The organism is Nocardioides sp. (assembly GCF_035576065.1).
Classification (GTDB): domain Bacteria; phylum Actinomycetota; class Actinomycetes; order Propionibacteriales; family Nocardioidaceae; genus Nocardioides.
This window is the reverse complement of the sequence record NZ_DATLWX010000048.1, coordinates 1-16,656: the sequence shown is the minus strand read 5'-3', so window position 1 is coordinate 16,656 and position 16,656 is coordinate 1. Positions and strand designations below refer to the sequence as shown.

The 16,656-nt window shown below is 67.6% G+C and carries 17 protein-coding genes; 10 read left to right on the top strand and 7 right to left on the bottom strand.

All coding sequences use genetic code 11. The features are described 5' to 3' along the window. Nucleotides 1-30: 30 nt before the first annotated feature. From VNJ48_RS22080 to VNJ48_RS22045, 8 genes are all read left to right on the top strand, one after another. Nucleotides 31-1,557, top strand: a complete 1,527-nt coding sequence (locus VNJ48_RS22080) for a UDP-N-acetylglucosamine 1-carboxyvinyltransferase (RefSeq protein ID WP_325605950.1) — start codon at nucleotides 31-33, stop codon at nucleotides 1,555-1,557. A gap of 279 nt (nucleotides 1,558-1,836) precedes the next feature. Then, the gene (locus VNJ48_RS22075; RefSeq protein ID WP_325605949.1) at nucleotides 1,837-2,238 is read left to right on the top strand and encodes a hypothetical protein; all 402 of its coding nucleotides are present in this window, start codon (nucleotides 1,837-1,839) and stop codon (nucleotides 2,236-2,238) included. Continuing rightward, complete coding sequence (locus tag VNJ48_RS22070; RefSeq protein WP_325605948.1) at nucleotides 2,235-2,570, top strand: transcriptional regulator; 336 nt, start codon at nucleotides 2,235-2,237, stop codon at nucleotides 2,568-2,570. The genes VNJ48_RS22075 and VNJ48_RS22070 overlap by 4 nt, the downstream gene beginning before the upstream one ends. After that, on the top strand, nucleotides 2,567-3,067 hold the full coding sequence (locus VNJ48_RS22065; protein ID WP_325605947.1) for a hypothetical protein: 501 nt from the start codon (nucleotides 2,567-2,569) through the stop codon (nucleotides 3,065-3,067). The genes VNJ48_RS22070 and VNJ48_RS22065 overlap by 4 nt, the downstream gene beginning before the upstream one ends. Before the next feature lie 55 nt (nucleotides 3,068-3,122). Then, on the top strand, nucleotides 3,123-3,944 hold the full coding sequence (locus VNJ48_RS22060; RefSeq protein WP_414689976.1) for a GNAT family N-acetyltransferase: 822 nt from the start codon (nucleotides 3,123-3,125) through the stop codon (nucleotides 3,942-3,944). A gap of 19 nt (nucleotides 3,945-3,963) precedes the next feature. Further along, nucleotides 3,964-4,746, top strand: a complete 783-nt coding sequence (locus VNJ48_RS22055) for a glycerophosphodiester phosphodiesterase (RefSeq protein WP_325605945.1) — start codon at nucleotides 3,964-3,966, stop codon at nucleotides 4,744-4,746. Then, nucleotides 4,743-6,101, top strand: a complete 1,359-nt coding sequence (locus VNJ48_RS22050) for an MFS transporter (protein ID WP_325605944.1) — start codon at nucleotides 4,743-4,745, stop codon at nucleotides 6,099-6,101. The genes VNJ48_RS22055 and VNJ48_RS22050 overlap by 4 nt, the downstream gene beginning before the upstream one ends. Before the next feature lie 196 nt (nucleotides 6,102-6,297). Continuing rightward, the gene (locus tag VNJ48_RS22045) at nucleotides 6,298-6,681 is read left to right on the top strand and encodes an RNA polymerase-binding protein RbpA (RefSeq protein WP_325605943.1); all 384 of its coding nucleotides are present in this window, start codon (nucleotides 6,298-6,300) and stop codon (nucleotides 6,679-6,681) included. Nucleotides 6,682-6,696: 15 nt separating this feature from the next. On the opposite strand, the gene VNJ48_RS22040 is transcribed toward VNJ48_RS22045, so the two are convergent. From VNJ48_RS22040 to VNJ48_RS22010, 7 genes are all read right to left on the bottom strand, one after another. Further along, nucleotides 6,697-7,206, bottom strand: coding sequence for an FxsA family protein (locus VNJ48_RS22040; protein ID WP_325605942.1), 510 nt, complete (start codon nucleotides 7,204-7,206; stop codon nucleotides 6,697-6,699). Then, the gene (locus VNJ48_RS22035) at nucleotides 7,203-7,967 is read right to left on the bottom strand and encodes a polyprenol monophosphomannose synthase (protein WP_414689975.1); all 765 of its coding nucleotides are present in this window, start codon (nucleotides 7,965-7,967) and stop codon (nucleotides 7,203-7,205) included. The genes VNJ48_RS22040 and VNJ48_RS22035 overlap by 4 nt, the downstream gene beginning before the upstream one ends. 10 nt (nucleotides 7,968-7,977) lie before the next feature. Then, on the bottom strand, nucleotides 7,978-9,510 hold the full coding sequence (gene lnt, locus VNJ48_RS22030) for an apolipoprotein N-acyltransferase (protein ID WP_325605941.1): 1,533 nt from the start codon (nucleotides 9,508-9,510) through the stop codon (nucleotides 7,978-7,980). 422 nt (nucleotides 9,511-9,932) lie between these two features. Beyond that, the gene (locus tag VNJ48_RS22025; protein ID WP_325605940.1) at nucleotides 9,933-10,319 is read right to left on the bottom strand and encodes a hotdog domain-containing protein; all 387 of its coding nucleotides are present in this window, start codon (nucleotides 10,317-10,319) and stop codon (nucleotides 9,933-9,935) included. After that, entirely contained in the window at nucleotides 10,316-11,089 is a 774-nt protein-coding gene (locus VNJ48_RS22020; protein ID WP_325605939.1) for an OAM dimerization domain-containing protein, read from the bottom strand. Before VNJ48_RS22020 ends, VNJ48_RS22025 begins: the two co-directional genes overlap by 4 nt. Beyond that, the gene (locus VNJ48_RS22015; RefSeq protein WP_325605938.1) at nucleotides 11,086-12,654 is read right to left on the bottom strand and encodes a lysine 5,6-aminomutase subunit alpha; all 1,569 of its coding nucleotides are present in this window, start codon (nucleotides 12,652-12,654) and stop codon (nucleotides 11,086-11,088) included. Before VNJ48_RS22015 ends, VNJ48_RS22020 begins: the two co-directional genes overlap by 4 nt. After that, a complete protein-coding gene (locus VNJ48_RS22010) occupies nucleotides 12,654-13,688 on the bottom strand; it encodes an L-erythro-3,5-diaminohexanoate dehydrogenase (RefSeq protein ID WP_325605937.1) in 1,035 nt (344 codons plus the stop codon). Before VNJ48_RS22010 ends, VNJ48_RS22015 begins: the two co-directional genes overlap by 1 nt. A gap of 170 nt (nucleotides 13,689-13,858) precedes the next feature. Between VNJ48_RS22010 and VNJ48_RS22005 the strand changes: the two genes are divergently transcribed. Further along, nucleotides 13,859-15,328: a lysine 2,3-aminomutase gene (locus tag VNJ48_RS22005; RefSeq protein WP_325605936.1), complete on the top strand. Its 1,470-nt coding sequence runs from the start codon at nucleotides 13,859-13,861 to the stop codon at nucleotides 15,326-15,328. A gap of 202 nt (nucleotides 15,329-15,530) precedes the next feature. Next, a complete protein-coding gene (locus VNJ48_RS22000; protein WP_325605935.1) occupies nucleotides 15,531-16,484 on the top strand; it encodes a type IV toxin-antitoxin system AbiEi family antitoxin domain-containing protein in 954 nt (317 codons plus the stop codon). Nucleotides 16,485-16,656 lie beyond the last annotated feature (172 nt).

Genomic DNA, 16,656 nt, shown 5'->3' with positions numbered 1-16,656 from the left:
GTATCTCATATCTGAGATAACGTTCTCCGCATGCAGACGGACTACAAGGGACGCATCGGCAACCTCATCCGGGACGCCCGCAAGCACCGTGGCCTGACCCAGCACCAGCTTGCTGAGCTGCTGGCCACCAGTCAGAGCGCCATCAACCGGATCGAGAAGGGCCACCAGAACCTCTCCCTCGAGATGCTGGCCCGGATCGGTGCCGCACTCGACTCCGAGATCGTGGCGCTGGGGGCCGGCCCGACGCACCTGCGGGTCAACGGACCGACCACCCTGTCGGGCTCCATCGCGGTCAAGACCTCCAAGAACGCGGGTGTCGCGCTCCTCTGCGCGTCCCTCCTCAACCGTGGCACCACGACGCTGCGCAAGGTCGCTCGGATCGAGGAGGTCAACCGCCTCCTCGAGGTGCTGGCCTCCCTCGGCGTCCAGACGCGCTGGCTCAACGAGCAGAACGACCTCGAGATCGTCCCGCCGGCAGAGCTCGACCTCGCCAACATCGACGAGGAGGCGGCCCGCCGGACCCGCTCGGTGATCATGTTCCTCGGCCCGCTTCTGCACCGCAGCGACTCCTTCGACCTCCCCTACGCCGGCGGCTGCAACCTGGGCATCCGCACGATCCAGCCGTTGATGGCGGCCCTGCGACCGTTCGGCCTCGAGGTCAAGGCGTCGGAGGGGCACTACCACGCCACCGTCAACCGGGCGATCGAGCCGGAACGCCCGATCGTGCTGACCGAGCGCAGCGACACCGGCACCGAGACCGCGCTCATGGCCGCGGCCCTCCACCCGGGCACCACCGTCATCCGCAATGCCTCGTCCAACTACATGGTCCAGGACCTCTGCTTCTACCTGCAGAAGCTCGGTGTCGAGATCGACGGGATCGGCAGCACCACCCTGCGCGTCACCGGCTGCGAGTCGATCGACGTCGACGTCGACTACTCCCCGTCCGAGGACCCGATCGAGGCGATGTCCCTGCTGGCGGCCGCGATCGTGACCAGGTCCTCGATCACCATCGAGCGGGTGCCGATCGAGTTCCTCGAGCTTGAGCTCGCCATCCTCGAGGAGATGGGCTTTCGCTATTCCCTCACCGAGGAATACGTCGCGGCAAACGGCGCCACCCGCCTCGTCAACATCACCACGCACCCCAGCGACCTGACCGCACCGCTCGACAAGATCCACCCGATGCCCTTCCCGGGCCTCAACCTGGACAACCTCCCGTTCTTTGCGGTGATCGCCGCGGTGGCCGATGGACAGACCTTGCTCCACGACTGGGTCTATGAGAACCGCGCGATCTACCTCACCGAGCTCAGCAAGCTCGGCGCCTCGGTGAAGCTGCTCGACCCGCACCGGGTCATGATCGAGGGCCCGACGCACTGGTCAGGGGCCGAGATCGTCTGCCCGCCGGCCCTGCGTCCCGCCGTGGTCATCCTGCTCGCGATGCTCGCCTCCAAGGGCACCTCGGTCCTGCGTTCGACCTATGTCATCCACCGTGGCTACGAGGACCTCGCCGAGCGGCTCAACCAGCTCGGCGCCAACATCGAGACGTTCCGCGACATCTGAGCGGCGCCAAGCAGTCCAACGGCGCCTGGCTCAGCTCCAGCGAGTCGGCGTACTCCCCTGCCGGCCTGAATGCGGGGATGTCCATCCACGAGATGGCTGTGGATCACCTCCATCTCATGTTGACCGTCTGCGTCGGTATGCCCGCGGCACAGGCTCTTGGTCTCGGTGCCGCCCAGACCGTTGACAGCACATTCCTGAGAATGTACTTTCCATGTTGACAACTACTTGAACGAGAGAACCGGGCGGGCGATGGAACCGACGAAGCAGGATGCCGAAGCCATGCTGAAAGACGCAGGAGAGATCGGGACCGCTGTGCGAGCCCGGTGCCCGCAGGAGCATCCGCTGTACGTCGGGATGGGTCTCACGATCCTGCTGGTCGGGGTGGCCGTCGATCTCAACGCCGCCGGCGGGGTGGCCAGCATGGTGGGAGCAGCTCTCGTAGTGGTTGCCCTCGCCGTTGCGGTGGGCACCAACGTCCCCTACCTGCGTAGGTACCTGCAGGTGCGGACGCGGAGCACCCCGAACTGGCTGGAGTGGGCGCTCGGGCTCTGGAGCGCCGCCGCCCTGTTCCTCCTCGGGAACCTGCTCGACGGCACCATCGGCTTCTCCTTCACCCTCGGGGGCATCGTGGGCGCCGTGCCGTTCCTGCTGTGGGCCCAGCAGCTCCGGCGCACCGTATGACCGCGCACCCCCGGGTGCGCCTCGACGACCTGGTGCACCAGCCCGTTCGCTTCTCCCTACTCGCCGGCCTGGCCCAAGCCGATGAATTGGAGTTCCGGTTCCTCCGCGACACCCTCCAGATCAGCGACTCGCTCCTGTCCCGCCAGGCCTCGACCCTCGAACAGGCCGGTTACATCGCAATCCGCAAGGGCCACGTCGGCAAGTGGCCCCGCACCTGGCTCAGCCTCACACCCGAAGGTCGTACCGCCTTCCACGATCACCTCAACACGCTGCGCGAGATCGTCGAATCCCCGACCGATTCAACCGAGGCATCTGAGAAGGGCGGACGATGATGCGCACCATTGCTGTGACCCAACCGGCTCTGATCGACTCATCGCTGAGTCTGCTCGAGGAAGGCACACCCGACGGCACGTTCTCGTTCAGGGGTCTTCTCAAGCGCTCGGCCCAGCTGGACCTGGGACATCAGCGGTTGACCTTCACGACGCTGGGCCTCCTTGGACGCAGCGTGCGTGCCGAAGCAGTCGACGGCAGCGGTGTCGGCGAGTTCCGCCAGACGGGCATCACGGGCAGAGTGGACGCCGAGGTCAACGGCCGGCGCTACCGGCTCAAGGTCATCGGGGTGCTCGCGCGTCGCTATTGCTGGATCGACACTGACGGCACAGCGGCGGTGTGCTTGAAGCTCGGTGGCTTGGTGCGGACGAGCGGGACCATCGAGATCACTGAGACGACTGGCCCGGACGATGCATCGGTGCTGATCGGCCTCGGACTGATGGCGCGCCGCGCATTGGAGAGCGATTCCGGTAGTGGGGCGGCGGGCGGGGCAGGCTGAATGGAGCAGGCCTCATGGGAAAAGGTGTTCCCTTGCCCTCCAACCCTCATGAAGAATGGGGAGCGTGACTCCAGAGCCGGTGACTCTTCTCGAGGCGTACGACGCCCAGCTGCGCCGCGAGGCGGAGGTGCTCACCGCCACCGACGTCACGTCCGACGGGCCGCTGGTCCGCGCGCGGTTCGACTGGGGTGGCTTCGTCACCTACCGCGACCTGGACGGGTTGACGGGGACGACGCTCGATGATCTGATCCTGCGCACGGTGGCGTACTTCCGAGACGAGACGGACCTCGACGAGTTCGAGTGGAAGAGCCGTGGGCACGATGCGCCGGCCGACCTCCGCGAACATCTCCTCGCAGCCGGCTTCACCGCCGATCCCGAGGAGACCGTGATGGTCGGCGAGGCGTCCGCGCTGGCGGTGCCCGTCGACATCCCGGCTGAGGTGATGCTGCGCCGGCTCGATCCGGAGGCCTCCACCTTCACCGAGGACGTGCACCGCATGACTGCCATGCAGCTGGCCGCGTTCGGCGACGGCCCGTCGGCAGCCTCCCTGATCGCAAGCCTGACTCAGCACGAGCGCCTGACCGAGGCATGGATCGCTGAAGCGGAAGGGGACGTCGTCTGTGCAGGTCGGCTCGAGGTGGTGCCGGGCACTGACTTCGCCGGACTGTGGGGCGGCGCCACGATCGAGGCGTGGCGCGGTCGGGGCATCTACCGCGCCCTGGTGAGCGCCCGCGCCCAGTCAGCCCTGGACCGTGGCGTTCGCCATCTCCAGTCCGACTGCACGCCGATGTCGCGGCCGATCCTGGAGCGCTCCGGTCTGTCAAGAGTCACGACTACTACTCCTTTCATGTGGCGGCGCTCACCTGAAGTCGCCTGAGCCCCGCCATACTGCTCGGGTGACTCGCGTCTACCTCGACCACCCGGGCGTGCTGGCCTTCGCGCACCGCGGCGGCGCGTTCCACCCCGAGCTCGAGGGGTTGGAGAACACGATGGCGGCCTTCCGTCATGCCGTGGACCTGGGATACGTCTACCTCGAGACCGATGTCCACGTCACCAGCGACGGCATGCTGCTCGCCTTCCACGACGAGGTGCTGGACCGGGTCACTGATCGCACCGGCAGCATCTCCAGCACGTCGTACGCCGATGTGCAGGCCGCCCTCATCGGTGGCCGCGAGCGGGTGCCGACACTCACGCAGCTCTTCGAGGAGTTCCCGAAGGCGCGCTTCAACATCGACATCAAGTCGGAGGGGTCCGTGCCGGCGCTGGCGGACTTCATCTCGGTCCACGACGCGTGGGACCGGGTGCTCGTGGGCTCCTTCTCGGCCCGTCGTCTCTCCACGTTCCGGCGCCTGACCGAGGGCCGGGTCGCGACGTCCGCGCACCCGTTCGAAGTGGCTGCCTACGTGCTGTCCCCCACCGCCCGCCTGGCGCGGATGCTGACGCCGGGCAGGCCCGACGCGCTGCAGATTCCCCACCGTCAGGGCCGGCTGACCGTGGCGTCGCCTGGAGTCATCCGCCGCGCGCACGCCAACGGACTCCAGGTCCACGTGTGGACCATCGACGATCCGGCAGAGATGTCAGTGCTGCTCGATCGTGGTGTCGATGGCCTTGTGACCGATCGCACCGACATACTCAGCGACGTGCTGCGATCCCGCGGCCAATGGGAGGGACCATCATGAGCCACGCACCCGGCGGTGTCGCCGACCTCAGGCCGCTCGAACACGAGAAGGATCAGAAGGCCTGGTACTGGTACGACTGGGCCAACAGCGCCTACACGACGACGATCGCCACCGTCTTCTTCGGCCCGTACTTCATCAGCCTCGCCGAGAACGCCGTTGGCGAGAACGGGCGCTTCGACGTGGGCCCGTTCAGCATGCCCCCTGGTTCGCTGTTCTTCTGGCTCATCACCGTCTCGACGATCCTCTCGGCCATCCTGCTCCCGCCGCTGGGCGCGTACGTGGACCGGACCGCCAACAAGAAGGGCCTGCTCGCGTTCTTCGCCTGGACCGGTGCTGCCTTCGCCTCACTGATCTTCTTCGCCACCGGCGACAACTGGCCGCTGGCCGCTGTCGGGATCGTCATGGGCAACCTCTGCTTCGGCGCCGCGGGTGTCATCAACGACTCGATCCTCCCGCTGATCAGCGACGAGGCCAACCGCGATCGCGTCTCCTCGCGTGGCTGGGCCTTCGGCTACCTCGGCGGCGGCCTGCTGCTGGTGCTCAACCTGGCCGTCTACCTCGGACGTGACGCGATCGGCCTGGACGAGGGTCTCGCCGCTCGGTTGTGCATGCTCTCGGCCGCGCTGTGGTGGGCCGGGTTCACGCTGATCCCGTTCCTCAAGCTCAGCAACTACCCACCTATCGAGGTCGCGCCGGTCGAAGGCAACGCGCTGGCGCGGAGCTTCGGCCAGCTGGCGAGCACCTTGAAGGACATGAAGAACTACCCGATGGCGCTGACCTTCCTGCTGGCCTACCTGTTCTTCAACGACGGGATCCAGACAGTCATCGCCTCTGCCTCGGTGTTCGGCGCAGAGGAGCTCGGCCACCCGCAGGAGATCCTGATCGCCACCATCTTGATGGTGCAGTTCGTGGCCTTCTTCGGGGCGCTGCTCTTCGGACGCCTGGCGGCTCGCCAGGGCGCCAAGAGGACCATCCTGATGGGTCTGGTCATCTGGATGGTGATCGTCACGGTGGGGTTGTTCCTACCGGAGAAGAACGTGCCGCTGTTCCTCATCATGGGCGCCGCCATCGGCGTCGTGCTGGGCGGCACGCAGGCCTTGGCCCGGTCATACTTCTCGCTGCTGATCCCCCGGGGCAAGGAGGCTGAGTACTTCAGCTTCTACCACGCGATGGACCGCGGGACCTCGTGGTTCGGGACGGCGACGTTCGCCATCGTGCTGGCCATCACCGACTCCTACCGACCGGCGCTCTTCGCGTTGATCTTCTTCTTCGTGGTCGGTGGTCTCCTGCTCACCCGCGTCGACACCGAGCGCGGCATCCGGGAGGCCGGCAACGCCGTGCCTGAGGTCATCTGAGCCTCCGCCCCGGTGCACCCCAACAGGTGGCGTCAACCGTCGTGATTCCCCGTAACCTTTGCGACAGCGCTAACGTTGAACGAATCGAGACGTGAAGCGCCTGCTCGATCGGCGTCAGGACAACCCGATCCGTGCGTCTCAGTACCGTTCGTTCACCCAACCGGACGGACAGTCAGCACACTGTGGAGGTGGCACAATGGCGGAGCGCACACTACGCGGCGCACGGCTCGGCGGCCAGAGCTTCGAAGACGAGCGCGGCATCGAGTTCGCAGCCCGGCAGCAGTCGGGATATCGCTGCGAGAACGGCCACGAGTTCGAGATCACGATGTCGGTCGAGGCGGACGTCCCGGCCAACTGGGAGTGCCCGCGCTGTGGGGCAAAGGCACTCAGCACCGCCGGCATCCTGCCGGAGGAGAAGGTCGAGAAGCCCGCGCGTACCCACTGGGACATGCTCCTGGAGCGGCGCTCGACCCAAGAGCTCGAGGACATCCTGAAGGAACGCCTCGACCTGCTGCGCGGCGGCGAGATCGGCCCGGCGCACCTGCACCGCGCCAACGCCAAGAAGCGCAAGGTCTCCTAGCAGGCCAGCACGGCCCTACTCGACCACTTCGCCCTCCACGACGGACCCACCCGGGTCCGGGTGGGGGCGTCGTGCATTTCCGCCGGCGTCGCGGACGCCACCGCCGGGCCCGGTCCGTGGCGCGTACGCCGCCATGCCGCTGCCCATCAGGCGGCGAGCCACCACCCGCGTCAACGCCCGGCGGGCCAGCGGTCTGGTCATGGGCAGGATCAGGGCGATGCCCAACAGGTCGGTGACGAACCCGGGGCTGAGCATGAGGGTGCCGCCCACCAGGATCAACGCCCCATCGGCCAGCTCCCGGGCCGGCATGGCGCCGGTGCCGAGGGCGGTGCGGAGCGCCGTCCAGGCGCGGCCACCCTCACGGCGGATCAGCCAGGTGCCCAGGATGCTGTCGGCGACGAGAAGCAGGATCGTCCACCAGGCACCGATCACCTGGCCGACCTGGATCAGCACGAAGATCTCCAGCAGGGGCACGACGACGAAGGCCACCAGTAGCAGCCAGACCGGGAACCTGCGCCGGCTCACGTGGTGTGCCTCCGCCTGTGCATGGCGCCGCGGAGCTGCTTGCGGCGCTCGCGCAGCCCCCACGTGGTGATCCGCTTGAGCGACTCGGTCGCGACCTGACCGCTCATCTTGGAGTCCCCACGCTCGCGCTCGACGAACTCGATCGGCACCTCGACGACCCGCAGCCCTGCTGTGATCGCTCGGTAGGCCATGTCGGTCTGGAAGACGTAACCGGTGGAGATCACGGTCGCGAGGTCGATCTTCTCCAGGGTGGCTCGGCGGAAGACGCGAAACCCCGCAGTGGCGTCCTTGACGCCCATTCCGAGAAGCAGGCGGACGTAGAGGTTGCCGCCGCGCGAGAGCAGCTCGCGGTGGCGCGACCAGTTGACGACCCTTCCTCCGGGGACGTAGCGGGACCCGATCACCAGGTCGGCGCGCCCGAGTGCGCTCAGCAGCCGGTGGAGCTGCTCCGGCTGGTGCGACCCGTCGGCGTCCATCTCGCCGATGACGTCATAGCCCTGCCCCAGCGCGACGGTGAAGCCGTGGACGTAGGCGGCACCGAGGCCGGCCTTGACCGTCCGGTGCAGGACTTGGACCTGCGCGTCGCCGGCAGCGATCCGGTCCGCAAGGTCACCCGTGCCGTCAGGCGAGTTGTCGTCGACCACCAGCACGTCCACGTCCGGATGTGCCCGGCGCAGGCGGCCGACGATCAGCTCGAGGTTCATCGCCTCGTTGTAGGTGGGGACCACCATCACGACCCGGCCCAGTTCGGCTGTGCTCACGGGTGGTTCCTCATCCGTTCTCGCTCGGCTGCAGACGCTGCTCGCGTCCGGGGATCATGCCGGTGTCATCATGTCGTGCCCGACGACGATACGTGATGAGGGCACCCCCCGAGGCGAGAACGGTGACGAGGACCACCATGCGGCCGGTCCACGGTCCCAGAACGACCGCGGGGGTGGACCCGTCGGCCAGCGTGACGTCGCCGACCAGGACCGCCCGGCTGCGGGGGTCCGCCACCTCCATGACCTCGCCGTCGGGAGCGATGATCCCCGAGACGCCGTTGATGGCCGCCACGACGACGTACCGTCCGGTCTCGAGGGCCCGCAGCCTGCTGATCTCGAACTGCTGGTCGATCTGGGCGGTGTTGATGAAGAGGGCGTTGCTGGTCTGGACGGTGATCAGCTGTCCGCCTTGGGCGACCTGGCCGTGGATGACGTCGTCGTAGGACACGTCGAAGCAGATGGCGTCGGCCACCAGGGCACCCGCGATCCGCAGGGGCTCGACGCTGGTTCCGCGGGCCATGTCGCGCCCGATCAGGTCCAGCTGACCGTAGGTGTCGGGGATGATCGAGCCCCGGAACGGGATGTATTCGCCGTACGCCACAGGGTGACGCTTGGTGTAACGGTCGCCTCCGCCCAGGTCCGGCTGCCAGACGATGCCTTGGTTGAGCACCTCCTTCTCGCGGGGCGAGTCGACCATCGCCCCCACCAGGATCGGCACCTGGATCGCCTGTGACGCGCGTTCGATCGCCTGTCCGGTCTCGGAGTCGGTGAAGGGATCGACAGCCGTGGAGTTCTCCGACCACACGACCAGGTCGACGTCCGTGTCTGACTCCGCAAGCTCGACGGTGGCCTCGGAGAAGGATCGGGTGATCTCGCGGTAGTTGCCCACGACGTCGGTGCCCTCGCCCGGGACGTCGGCCTGGACGGCTGCCACTGACAGCGTCCGGCCGCGCGTCATCTCGTAGGAGAAGAGGACCGGCAGGGCGGTCACCGCGACCAGGCCGGCCACGGCGACCCCGGCCGCCAGTGGCCGCCGCAACCTGCTGGTCACCAACCAGGCCAGGGTGGCGCCGGTGAGTGCGATGAGCAGGCTCACCCCGCTCATCCCGAGCCACGGCAGGGCCGAGGCCCACATGGTGTCGGCCGTGCCGTACGACAGACGACCCCACGTGAGACCACCGAACGGCCAGGACCCTCGCCACGTCTCGACCGCCACCCAGGCGCACGCGCTCCAGAGCGGCCACCAGCGCAGTCGTGCCACAGCAGCGCAGACCACACCCAGTGGCACGAAGTAGACCGACTGCGCCAACGACAACGTCGCCCACGCGTCTGTCCCGACGGCCCGCAGCCACCACAGATGGGCCCCGAAGAACGCGAGACCGAACAACCAGCCCGGCAGCCAGGCCCGGGTGAGCCGGCAGCCGTGCACGCTCAGCAGCAGCACTGCCACGCCGAGCGGCAGCGCGGGCGACAGACCGATCGGCGCGAAGCCCAACGACAGCAGCAGACCGCCGACGGCAGCAGCAAGGCAGCGGAGGACCACGGCCACACGCTATCCATCCGCACCACAGGCGCAGTTGGACGGGAGGTGCACACGCCCTTCGGACCAACCCATTGACCTCTGGCTGAGGACCGCAGGAAGTTGTCTACGGAGCGTGCGCCCCTCCCGTGTCCGTCCTCGTGGCGCGAGACCGACCTCCGTGAACAGGTTCGGCTCAGATGCTGGCTTCACATCTTCCGCTCCGGCCACTCGGACGTCGGTCCGCTGGCCACGATCTGCGTGGGCGGACACGGAACCTTCGCTCGCCTCGGGCGGACTGTCAACCGGGCGCTGACCTGCGAGAACACGCGAAATCGCAGGTCAGCGACATGGGCCCGGCGAGAACTCTGGTCCCGATTTTGCTCGCGCTCCGGCGTGTCGGCGCGAGACACGCCGGACGCAGGTCTGGACCTCCGGACGAGCTGCTAGCGAGGGGGGACGACGACCGTGCCAGTGGCGGTGGTGGCCACGACGGGCGGTGTCATCAGGACAGCAGCCCCGGGTGCCTCGACAGTCGCAGCGCCCCGCGCGACGACGCTCACCACGAAGTCCATCACCCGGCTCCGGGTGCCCTCCTTGACGAGGGTCGCCGTGATCTCCAGGACGTCCCCGGCGTGCACGGGAGCCGTGAACTGCACGTCGGAGTAGGAGGCGAAGAGCCCCTCGTCGCCGTCCAGCTGGATGCACATCTCGGTCGCCACGTCGCCGAACAGGCCCAGCGAGTAGGCGCCGTCCACGAGGTTGCCGGCGTAGTGCGCGTGGTTGTACGGCACGTAGCGGCGGTGCGTGATCGTCGTACCCTCGCGTGTCATGAGGCAGTCCTGTCGTTGGTGCGCGCAGTCGTGAGGCGGTGGACGATGAAGGAGGCGACCTCACCGGGTGTGGTGCCCCGGCTGAAGACCCGGTCGACCCCCAGCTCGTCGGCCATCGTCTCATCGAAGCGAGGTCCACCGATGACCAGCAGCGGACGTTCGGCCGCCGAATAGGACTCACGGAACGCAGCTGACATCTCGCGGGTGTTGAGGAGGTGGGCGTCACGCTGGGTGACGACCTGGGAGACCAGGACCGCGTCCGCCTTCTCGGCACGCGCGGCCTCCACGAGGTCCGGGACCGAGACCTGGGCTCCGAGGTTCACGACCTTGAGCTCGCGGTAGTACTCGAGACCCTTCTCGCCGGCGAAGCCCTTGATGTTGAGGATCGCGTCGATGCCGACGGTGTGTGCGTCGGTGCCGATGCAGCCGCCGACGACGACCAGCCGACGCCGGAGGCTGCGCTTGATCGCGGCGTTGGCCTCCTTGGGCGTCAGCAGCGGGTAGTCGCGCTCGACGACCTCCACGATGCTGGTGTCGACCAGGTGGTTGACGCGGCCGTAGACGACGAAGAACGTGAAGTTGTCGCCCATGGACTTGGCGTGCACCACCATCGCCGGGTCCATGCCCATCTTGTTGGCGAGCTGCGCGGCTGCACCCTCCGCGACCTTGGAGTTGGCCATGGGCAGCGTGAAGGAGAGCTGCACCATGCCGTCGCCGGTCGTGTCGCCGTACGGGCGGATGATGTGGCCCTCCTCGCTTGGCTCGCTCACGACGTGCCCTCCAAGATCTCGGTCGCGGGGTTGTAGTAGTCGCGAGCCTTCTTCGCCACACCGTCGAGGCCGCGGCCCTTGTCGGCGGGACGCTTCATCAGCCCGAAGGTGCCGTCCGCGATCGCGTCGAGCAGGCCGTTGTCGTGGTTCTCGATGTCGCTGAGCAGCTGGATGGAGTCGCCCAGCACCTCCTTGGCGCGGTTGACGATGAAGCCGCCCGGGGCGGGATGGAAGTCCTCGTGGAGGTTGCCGGCGGCGTTCATGACGTAGCGGACGTTCTGCAGGGCGAGGTCGCGGTCGGAGAGCCAGGGAGTGACGACCGCCTCGGTCATCATGCCGACAAGCAGGATGCTCTGGTCGGTGAGCGCGCCGACCAGGTTGAAGAACCCGTCGAGGAGGTAGCCGCGGAAGACGTCACCGGTCATGTGCCGCGTGGGCGGCATCCACTTCAAAGGGGCCTTCGGGAACAGGTCGCGGGCCAGCATCGCGTGGGCGAGCTCCAGCCGGAACGAGTCGGGCACCTCGGGATCGATCTCGAAGGCGTGGCCCAGGCCGAGCTGCCAGTCCTCGAGGCCGGCTTCCTTGCCGAAGTACTCGTTGAGGAGCTGGCTCGTCGTGACCGTGTGGGCCGCCTCGACCGCATCGGCAGTCGTGAGGTAGTTGTCCTCGCCGGTGTTGATGATGATGCCGGCGCGGGCGTGCACCTGCCGGCTGAAGCGCTGGTCGACGAAGGTGCGGATCGGGTTGATGTCGCGGAAGAGGATGCCGTACATCGAGTCGTTCAGCATCATGTCGAGCCGCTCGAGTCCGGCCAGTGCAGCAATCTCCGGCATGCACAGGCCAGAGGCGTAGTTCGTCAGCCGCACGTAGCGGCCGAGCTCCCTGGACGTCTCGTCGAGAGCGGCCCGCATGAGGCAGAAGTTCTCCTGGGTGGCGTACGTGCCGGCGAAGCCCTCCCGCGTGGCGCCCTCGGGCACGAAGTCGAGCAGCGACTGCCCGGTGCTGCGGATCACCGCGATGACGTCAGCGCCCTCGCGAGCCGCAGCCTGCGCCTGTGGGATGTCTTCGTAGATGTCGCCGGTGGCGACGATGAGGTAGATCCACGGCTTGCGCGGCGCGTCGCCGACCTTGGCGATCATCCGTTCCCGCTCGACGCGGCGGCGGTCGATCTGCTTGATGCCCTTGCCGACCGCGGTCCGCGCGGCAGCGCTGGCGCGGACGGCGTCCTTGTCCTGAGGGAGGCGGAAGGTGATGGAGCCGGCGGACGCCTTCTGTGCGAGCTCGAGGAGGTCGCCCGCCTCGCCGCGTCGCAGGGCGTCCCAGACGGGGAGCGCAACACCGTGCTCCAGGCCGACGTCAGCACGCACCACGTCGGCCAGCCGGTTGACCCAGGGGGTCCCCTCCGAGTCGGCCCCTTGGAGGCCCGCAAGCCGCAGGGTGGCCCGCTCGACCGAGACGGTGGTGTGCTTCTTGGCGGTGTTGACAATCGGCTTGCCCACGCGACGTGCGAGGGTGCGCGCCTGACGGATCTGTGCCGCGTCGAGCTGCAGCTTGCCGCCCGCCATCACAGACGCCCCTCGAAGAGGTTGCGGACACCCTCGTTGGTGCGGAGCAGCTCCATCGCGTAGGCCGCGTGACCCGGGACGTAGCCGTTGCCGACGATCATCTTCACGTCGGCCGCCAGCCCTTCCGCGCCGAGTGCGGCCGCCGAGAACGAGGTCGCCATCGAGAAGAAGATGACCGTCCCCTGCTCCGCGGTGGCCAGGATGGCTCCGCCCTCACAGCCCGGGACGTCGACGCACACGACCGTGACGTCCGCCGGTCCCCCGGCCTTCTTCACGGCGTCGCGCAGGGCGATCGGGTCACGCGCGTCAGCAATGACCACCTCGTCGGCGAGGCCGGTTGCGCGCAGCAGGTCTGCCTCGGCCTGGTGCGGCACGACGCCGATGAGGCGCCCCGCGCCGGCCTGACGGGCGGCGGCCAGGCTCAGCGAACCCGACTTGCCGCCGCCGCCGATCACGGCCACGGTCGGCTCGGCGTAGTCCGCGACCACCCGGGCGGTGAGTGCGGGGGCGCCACAGACGTCCATGACGGACAGGCTCAGGTCTGCCGGGAGGTCGTCCGGGATCACGGCCGCGATCGAGCGGCCGAACAACACGGCATATCCGTCGCACGGGACCTGCTCGCCGCGACCGTCCCAGTTGCTGAGTCCGTCCTGGATGACGAGCGGGGTGAGGGTGAGGCTGACCAGCGTGGCGACCCGGTCGCCGACCGACAGGCCGAGCGTCGATTCGGGACCGACCTCCTCGACCGTGCCCACCAGCATGCCGCCCGAGCCGGTCTCCGGGTTCTGCATCTTCCCGCGGGTGCTGACGATGTCGAGCACCTCGGCGCGCACCTGCTCGCCGTCACCGGCGTGCTTGCGCTCCAGCTGACGGAACGACGCCGCGTCGAGGTTGAGCTTCTCCACCCGGATGCGCACCTCGTCGGGCCACAGCTCCTCGCGGGTGTCGAGGCGTTGGGCAGCCTGGGGCAGCACGAGCGCGTCGTCGAGGACGCGGTGCAGGCCGGTGGGATCGCTCGTGGACGCGCGCGCCATACCGTTCATCCTCCGCATGATGTGAACCGGAACAGTAAATATTACGGCGCGTCATTGGACTTGCCGGACAATATCCTCGTACTCTGACAGATGAGACGTGTCGCACACAACTGGCGCGCCCAGAGATCTCCTCACACGACCACCCAGCCCGCAGCCGCATGGAGCCCGCAATGAGCATCGAGACCACCGTCGCCCCTACAGGTCGGCACAGTGACTCTCCCCAGCCCTATCCCTACCAGGCTGTCGAGCTCGTCGAGCCCGACTGGACGCGCTTCCCCGGGTGGGCCACGGCCACGGCCGAGGACTGGGCCTCCGTGCAGTGGCAGCGCGCCCACTGCGTCAAGAACGTCAAGCAGCTCCGCGAGCTCCTCGGGGACCTCGTCGACGACCGGTTCTACGCCGACCTGGAGCGCGACCAGGCCGAGCGGGCCACGATGTCGATGCTCATCCCCCCGCAGATGATGAACACGATGGTGCCCGACGTCACCCCGGCGGGAGCCGGGTCGCTGACCGAGGCGTTCTACGCCGACCCGATCCGCAACTACATGATCCCGGTGTTCAGCGACCGACGGACCGAGTGGTCCTCGCACCCGCACGCGACGCGCGACTCGCTGCACGAGCACGACATGTGGGTGGCCGAGGGCCTGACGCACCGCTACCCCACCAAGGTGCTCGCGGAGCTCCTGCCGACCTGCCCGCAGTACTGCGGTCACTGCACCCGCATGGACCTCGTCGGCAACTCGACGGCCGTCATCGACAAGTTGAAGTTCACCGGCAAGCCGAACGACCGGCTCGGCGACATGATCGACTACCTGCGGCGTACGCCGTCGGTCCGTGACGTGGTCGTCTCCGGCGGCGACGTCGCCAACATGCCGTGGCCCCGGCTCGAGGCGTTCCTGACGTCCGTGCTCGAGGTGGAGAACATCCGTGACATCCGGCTGGCCACCAAGGCCCTGATCGGCCTCCCCCAGCACTGGCTGCAGCCCGATGTCGTCGACGGCGTCGCCCGCGTCGCCTCCCTGGCGCGCTCGCGCGGCGTCTCGCTGGCGATCCACACGCACGCCAACCACGCCAACTCGGTGACCCCGATCGTGGCCGAGGCGACGCGCGCGATGCTCGACGCCGGCGTGCGCGACGTACGCAACCAGGGTGTGCTGCTCAACGGCGTCAACGCCGACCCGCACACGCTCCTCGACCTGTGCTTCCGCCTGCTCGACGGCGCGCAGATCATGCCCTACTACTTCTACATGTGCGACATGATCCCGTTCTCGGAGCACTGGCGGGTCTCGGTCGCCGAGGCGCAGAAGCTGCAGCACCACATCATGGGTTACCTGCCGGGCTTCGCCACGCCGCGCATCGTGTGCGACGTGCCGTTCGTCGGCAAGCGCTGGGTCCACCAGCTCGCCGACTACGACACCGAGCGCGGCATCTCCTACTGGACGAAGAACTACAAGACGTCCATCGAGGCCACCTCGGAAGACGCCCTCTCGCGCACCTACGAGTACTACGACCCGATCCACACCCTCCCCGCCGCCGGCCAGCAGTGGTGGGCCGAGCACGGTGGTCTGGAGACGACCGCCCTCAAGGCCGCCGAGATGGCCGAGGCTTCCCGCCGGACCGCTGCCCTCCAGGCCTGGTAGGTCTTTCGGGGACGCTCCGCGTCCTCTGGTGAGGAGCATCCTCTTGAGTGCAGGAGTCCCCGCTTAACCGGGGACTCCTGCACTTAGTGGCCTTTGCAAAGGTCATGAGGTGCAGGACTTCGTCATGAAGTAGCACGAGAATGTTGTCCACAGCCCCATTCGCGTCGGTTTGCGATTCGGGCGGACGGGCAGCCCTTAGGACATGTCGGTAGATGAGTTTCCGATCACTCGCCAGGACATCCTGCTGCGCCGAGAGCTGATCGCGCAGGGATACAACGATCGTGCCGTGTGGCGCATGGTCAAGGCGGGGATCCTGGTCAGGGTTCGGTACGGCGCATACGTGGACGCGGATCTCGTCCGTGGGCTCGACGACGTCGCCATGTCGCGGGTGCGGGCGCGCGCCGTACTCAAGACCGCGCATCCAACGTCAGTCCTGAGCCACCACTCTGCGTTGGCTGAGTACGACGTCCCGCTGTGGGGCGTCGACCTCACCGAGACGCACCTGGCCCGAACAGATGACAGCGGCGGCGGTCGGCGGGAAGCGGGTGTGGCGCACCACAGTTCGCTGTTGCCCGAGACTCAGACCAGAGTGCAGGACGACGTGCCTGTGGTTTCTCCAGCCCGGGCGGGCATCGAGGTGATGGCGGCCAACACGGTGGAGGTAGGGCTGGTGCTGGTCAACGGCCTGCTGCACAAGGGACTGAGCACCGTTGGTGAGCTCACCACCTTGGCCAAGGAGACCGATCATTGGCCCGACAGCCTGACCACGCGGATCGTTCTCTCGTTGGCCGACGTCCGCATGTCCAGCGTGGCTGAGAGTCGAGTTCACCACTTGTGCCATGCGCAACGCCTGCCGAAGGCCGAGCCCCAGGTCGAGGTTCGCAATGAGTTCGGCGATCTTCTGGGCATCGTTGATTTTCTGTGGCGTAACCACGGTGTCTTCCTCGAGTTTGACGGACGGATCAAGTACGACAAGTTCCGGCGTCACGAGGAGACGTTAGACCAGTACCTTCGCCGTGAGAAACTTCGTGAGGAGCGCATCTGCGCTGCCACAGGGTGGGTGTGCATTCGCATTTCGTGGGCAGATCTTGAGCACCCCGCCGCAACGGCCCGACGGATCCACTCGCTCCTGGTCAGCCGCAAGTCGGCCTCGTAGGCAGTACTTCTATACCAAGTCCGGCACTTCCGGGCCTTTGCAACGGGGCAGGGTCAATCGGTCTAGGCAACGGTTCATGCCGCTGCCGGGTTGGCGAGCAGCTCGGCCAGCGCTTGGGCTGGTGTCTGTAGGTCGAGGGTAGGGCGTGGGCGCTTGTTGAGGGTGGCTGCGA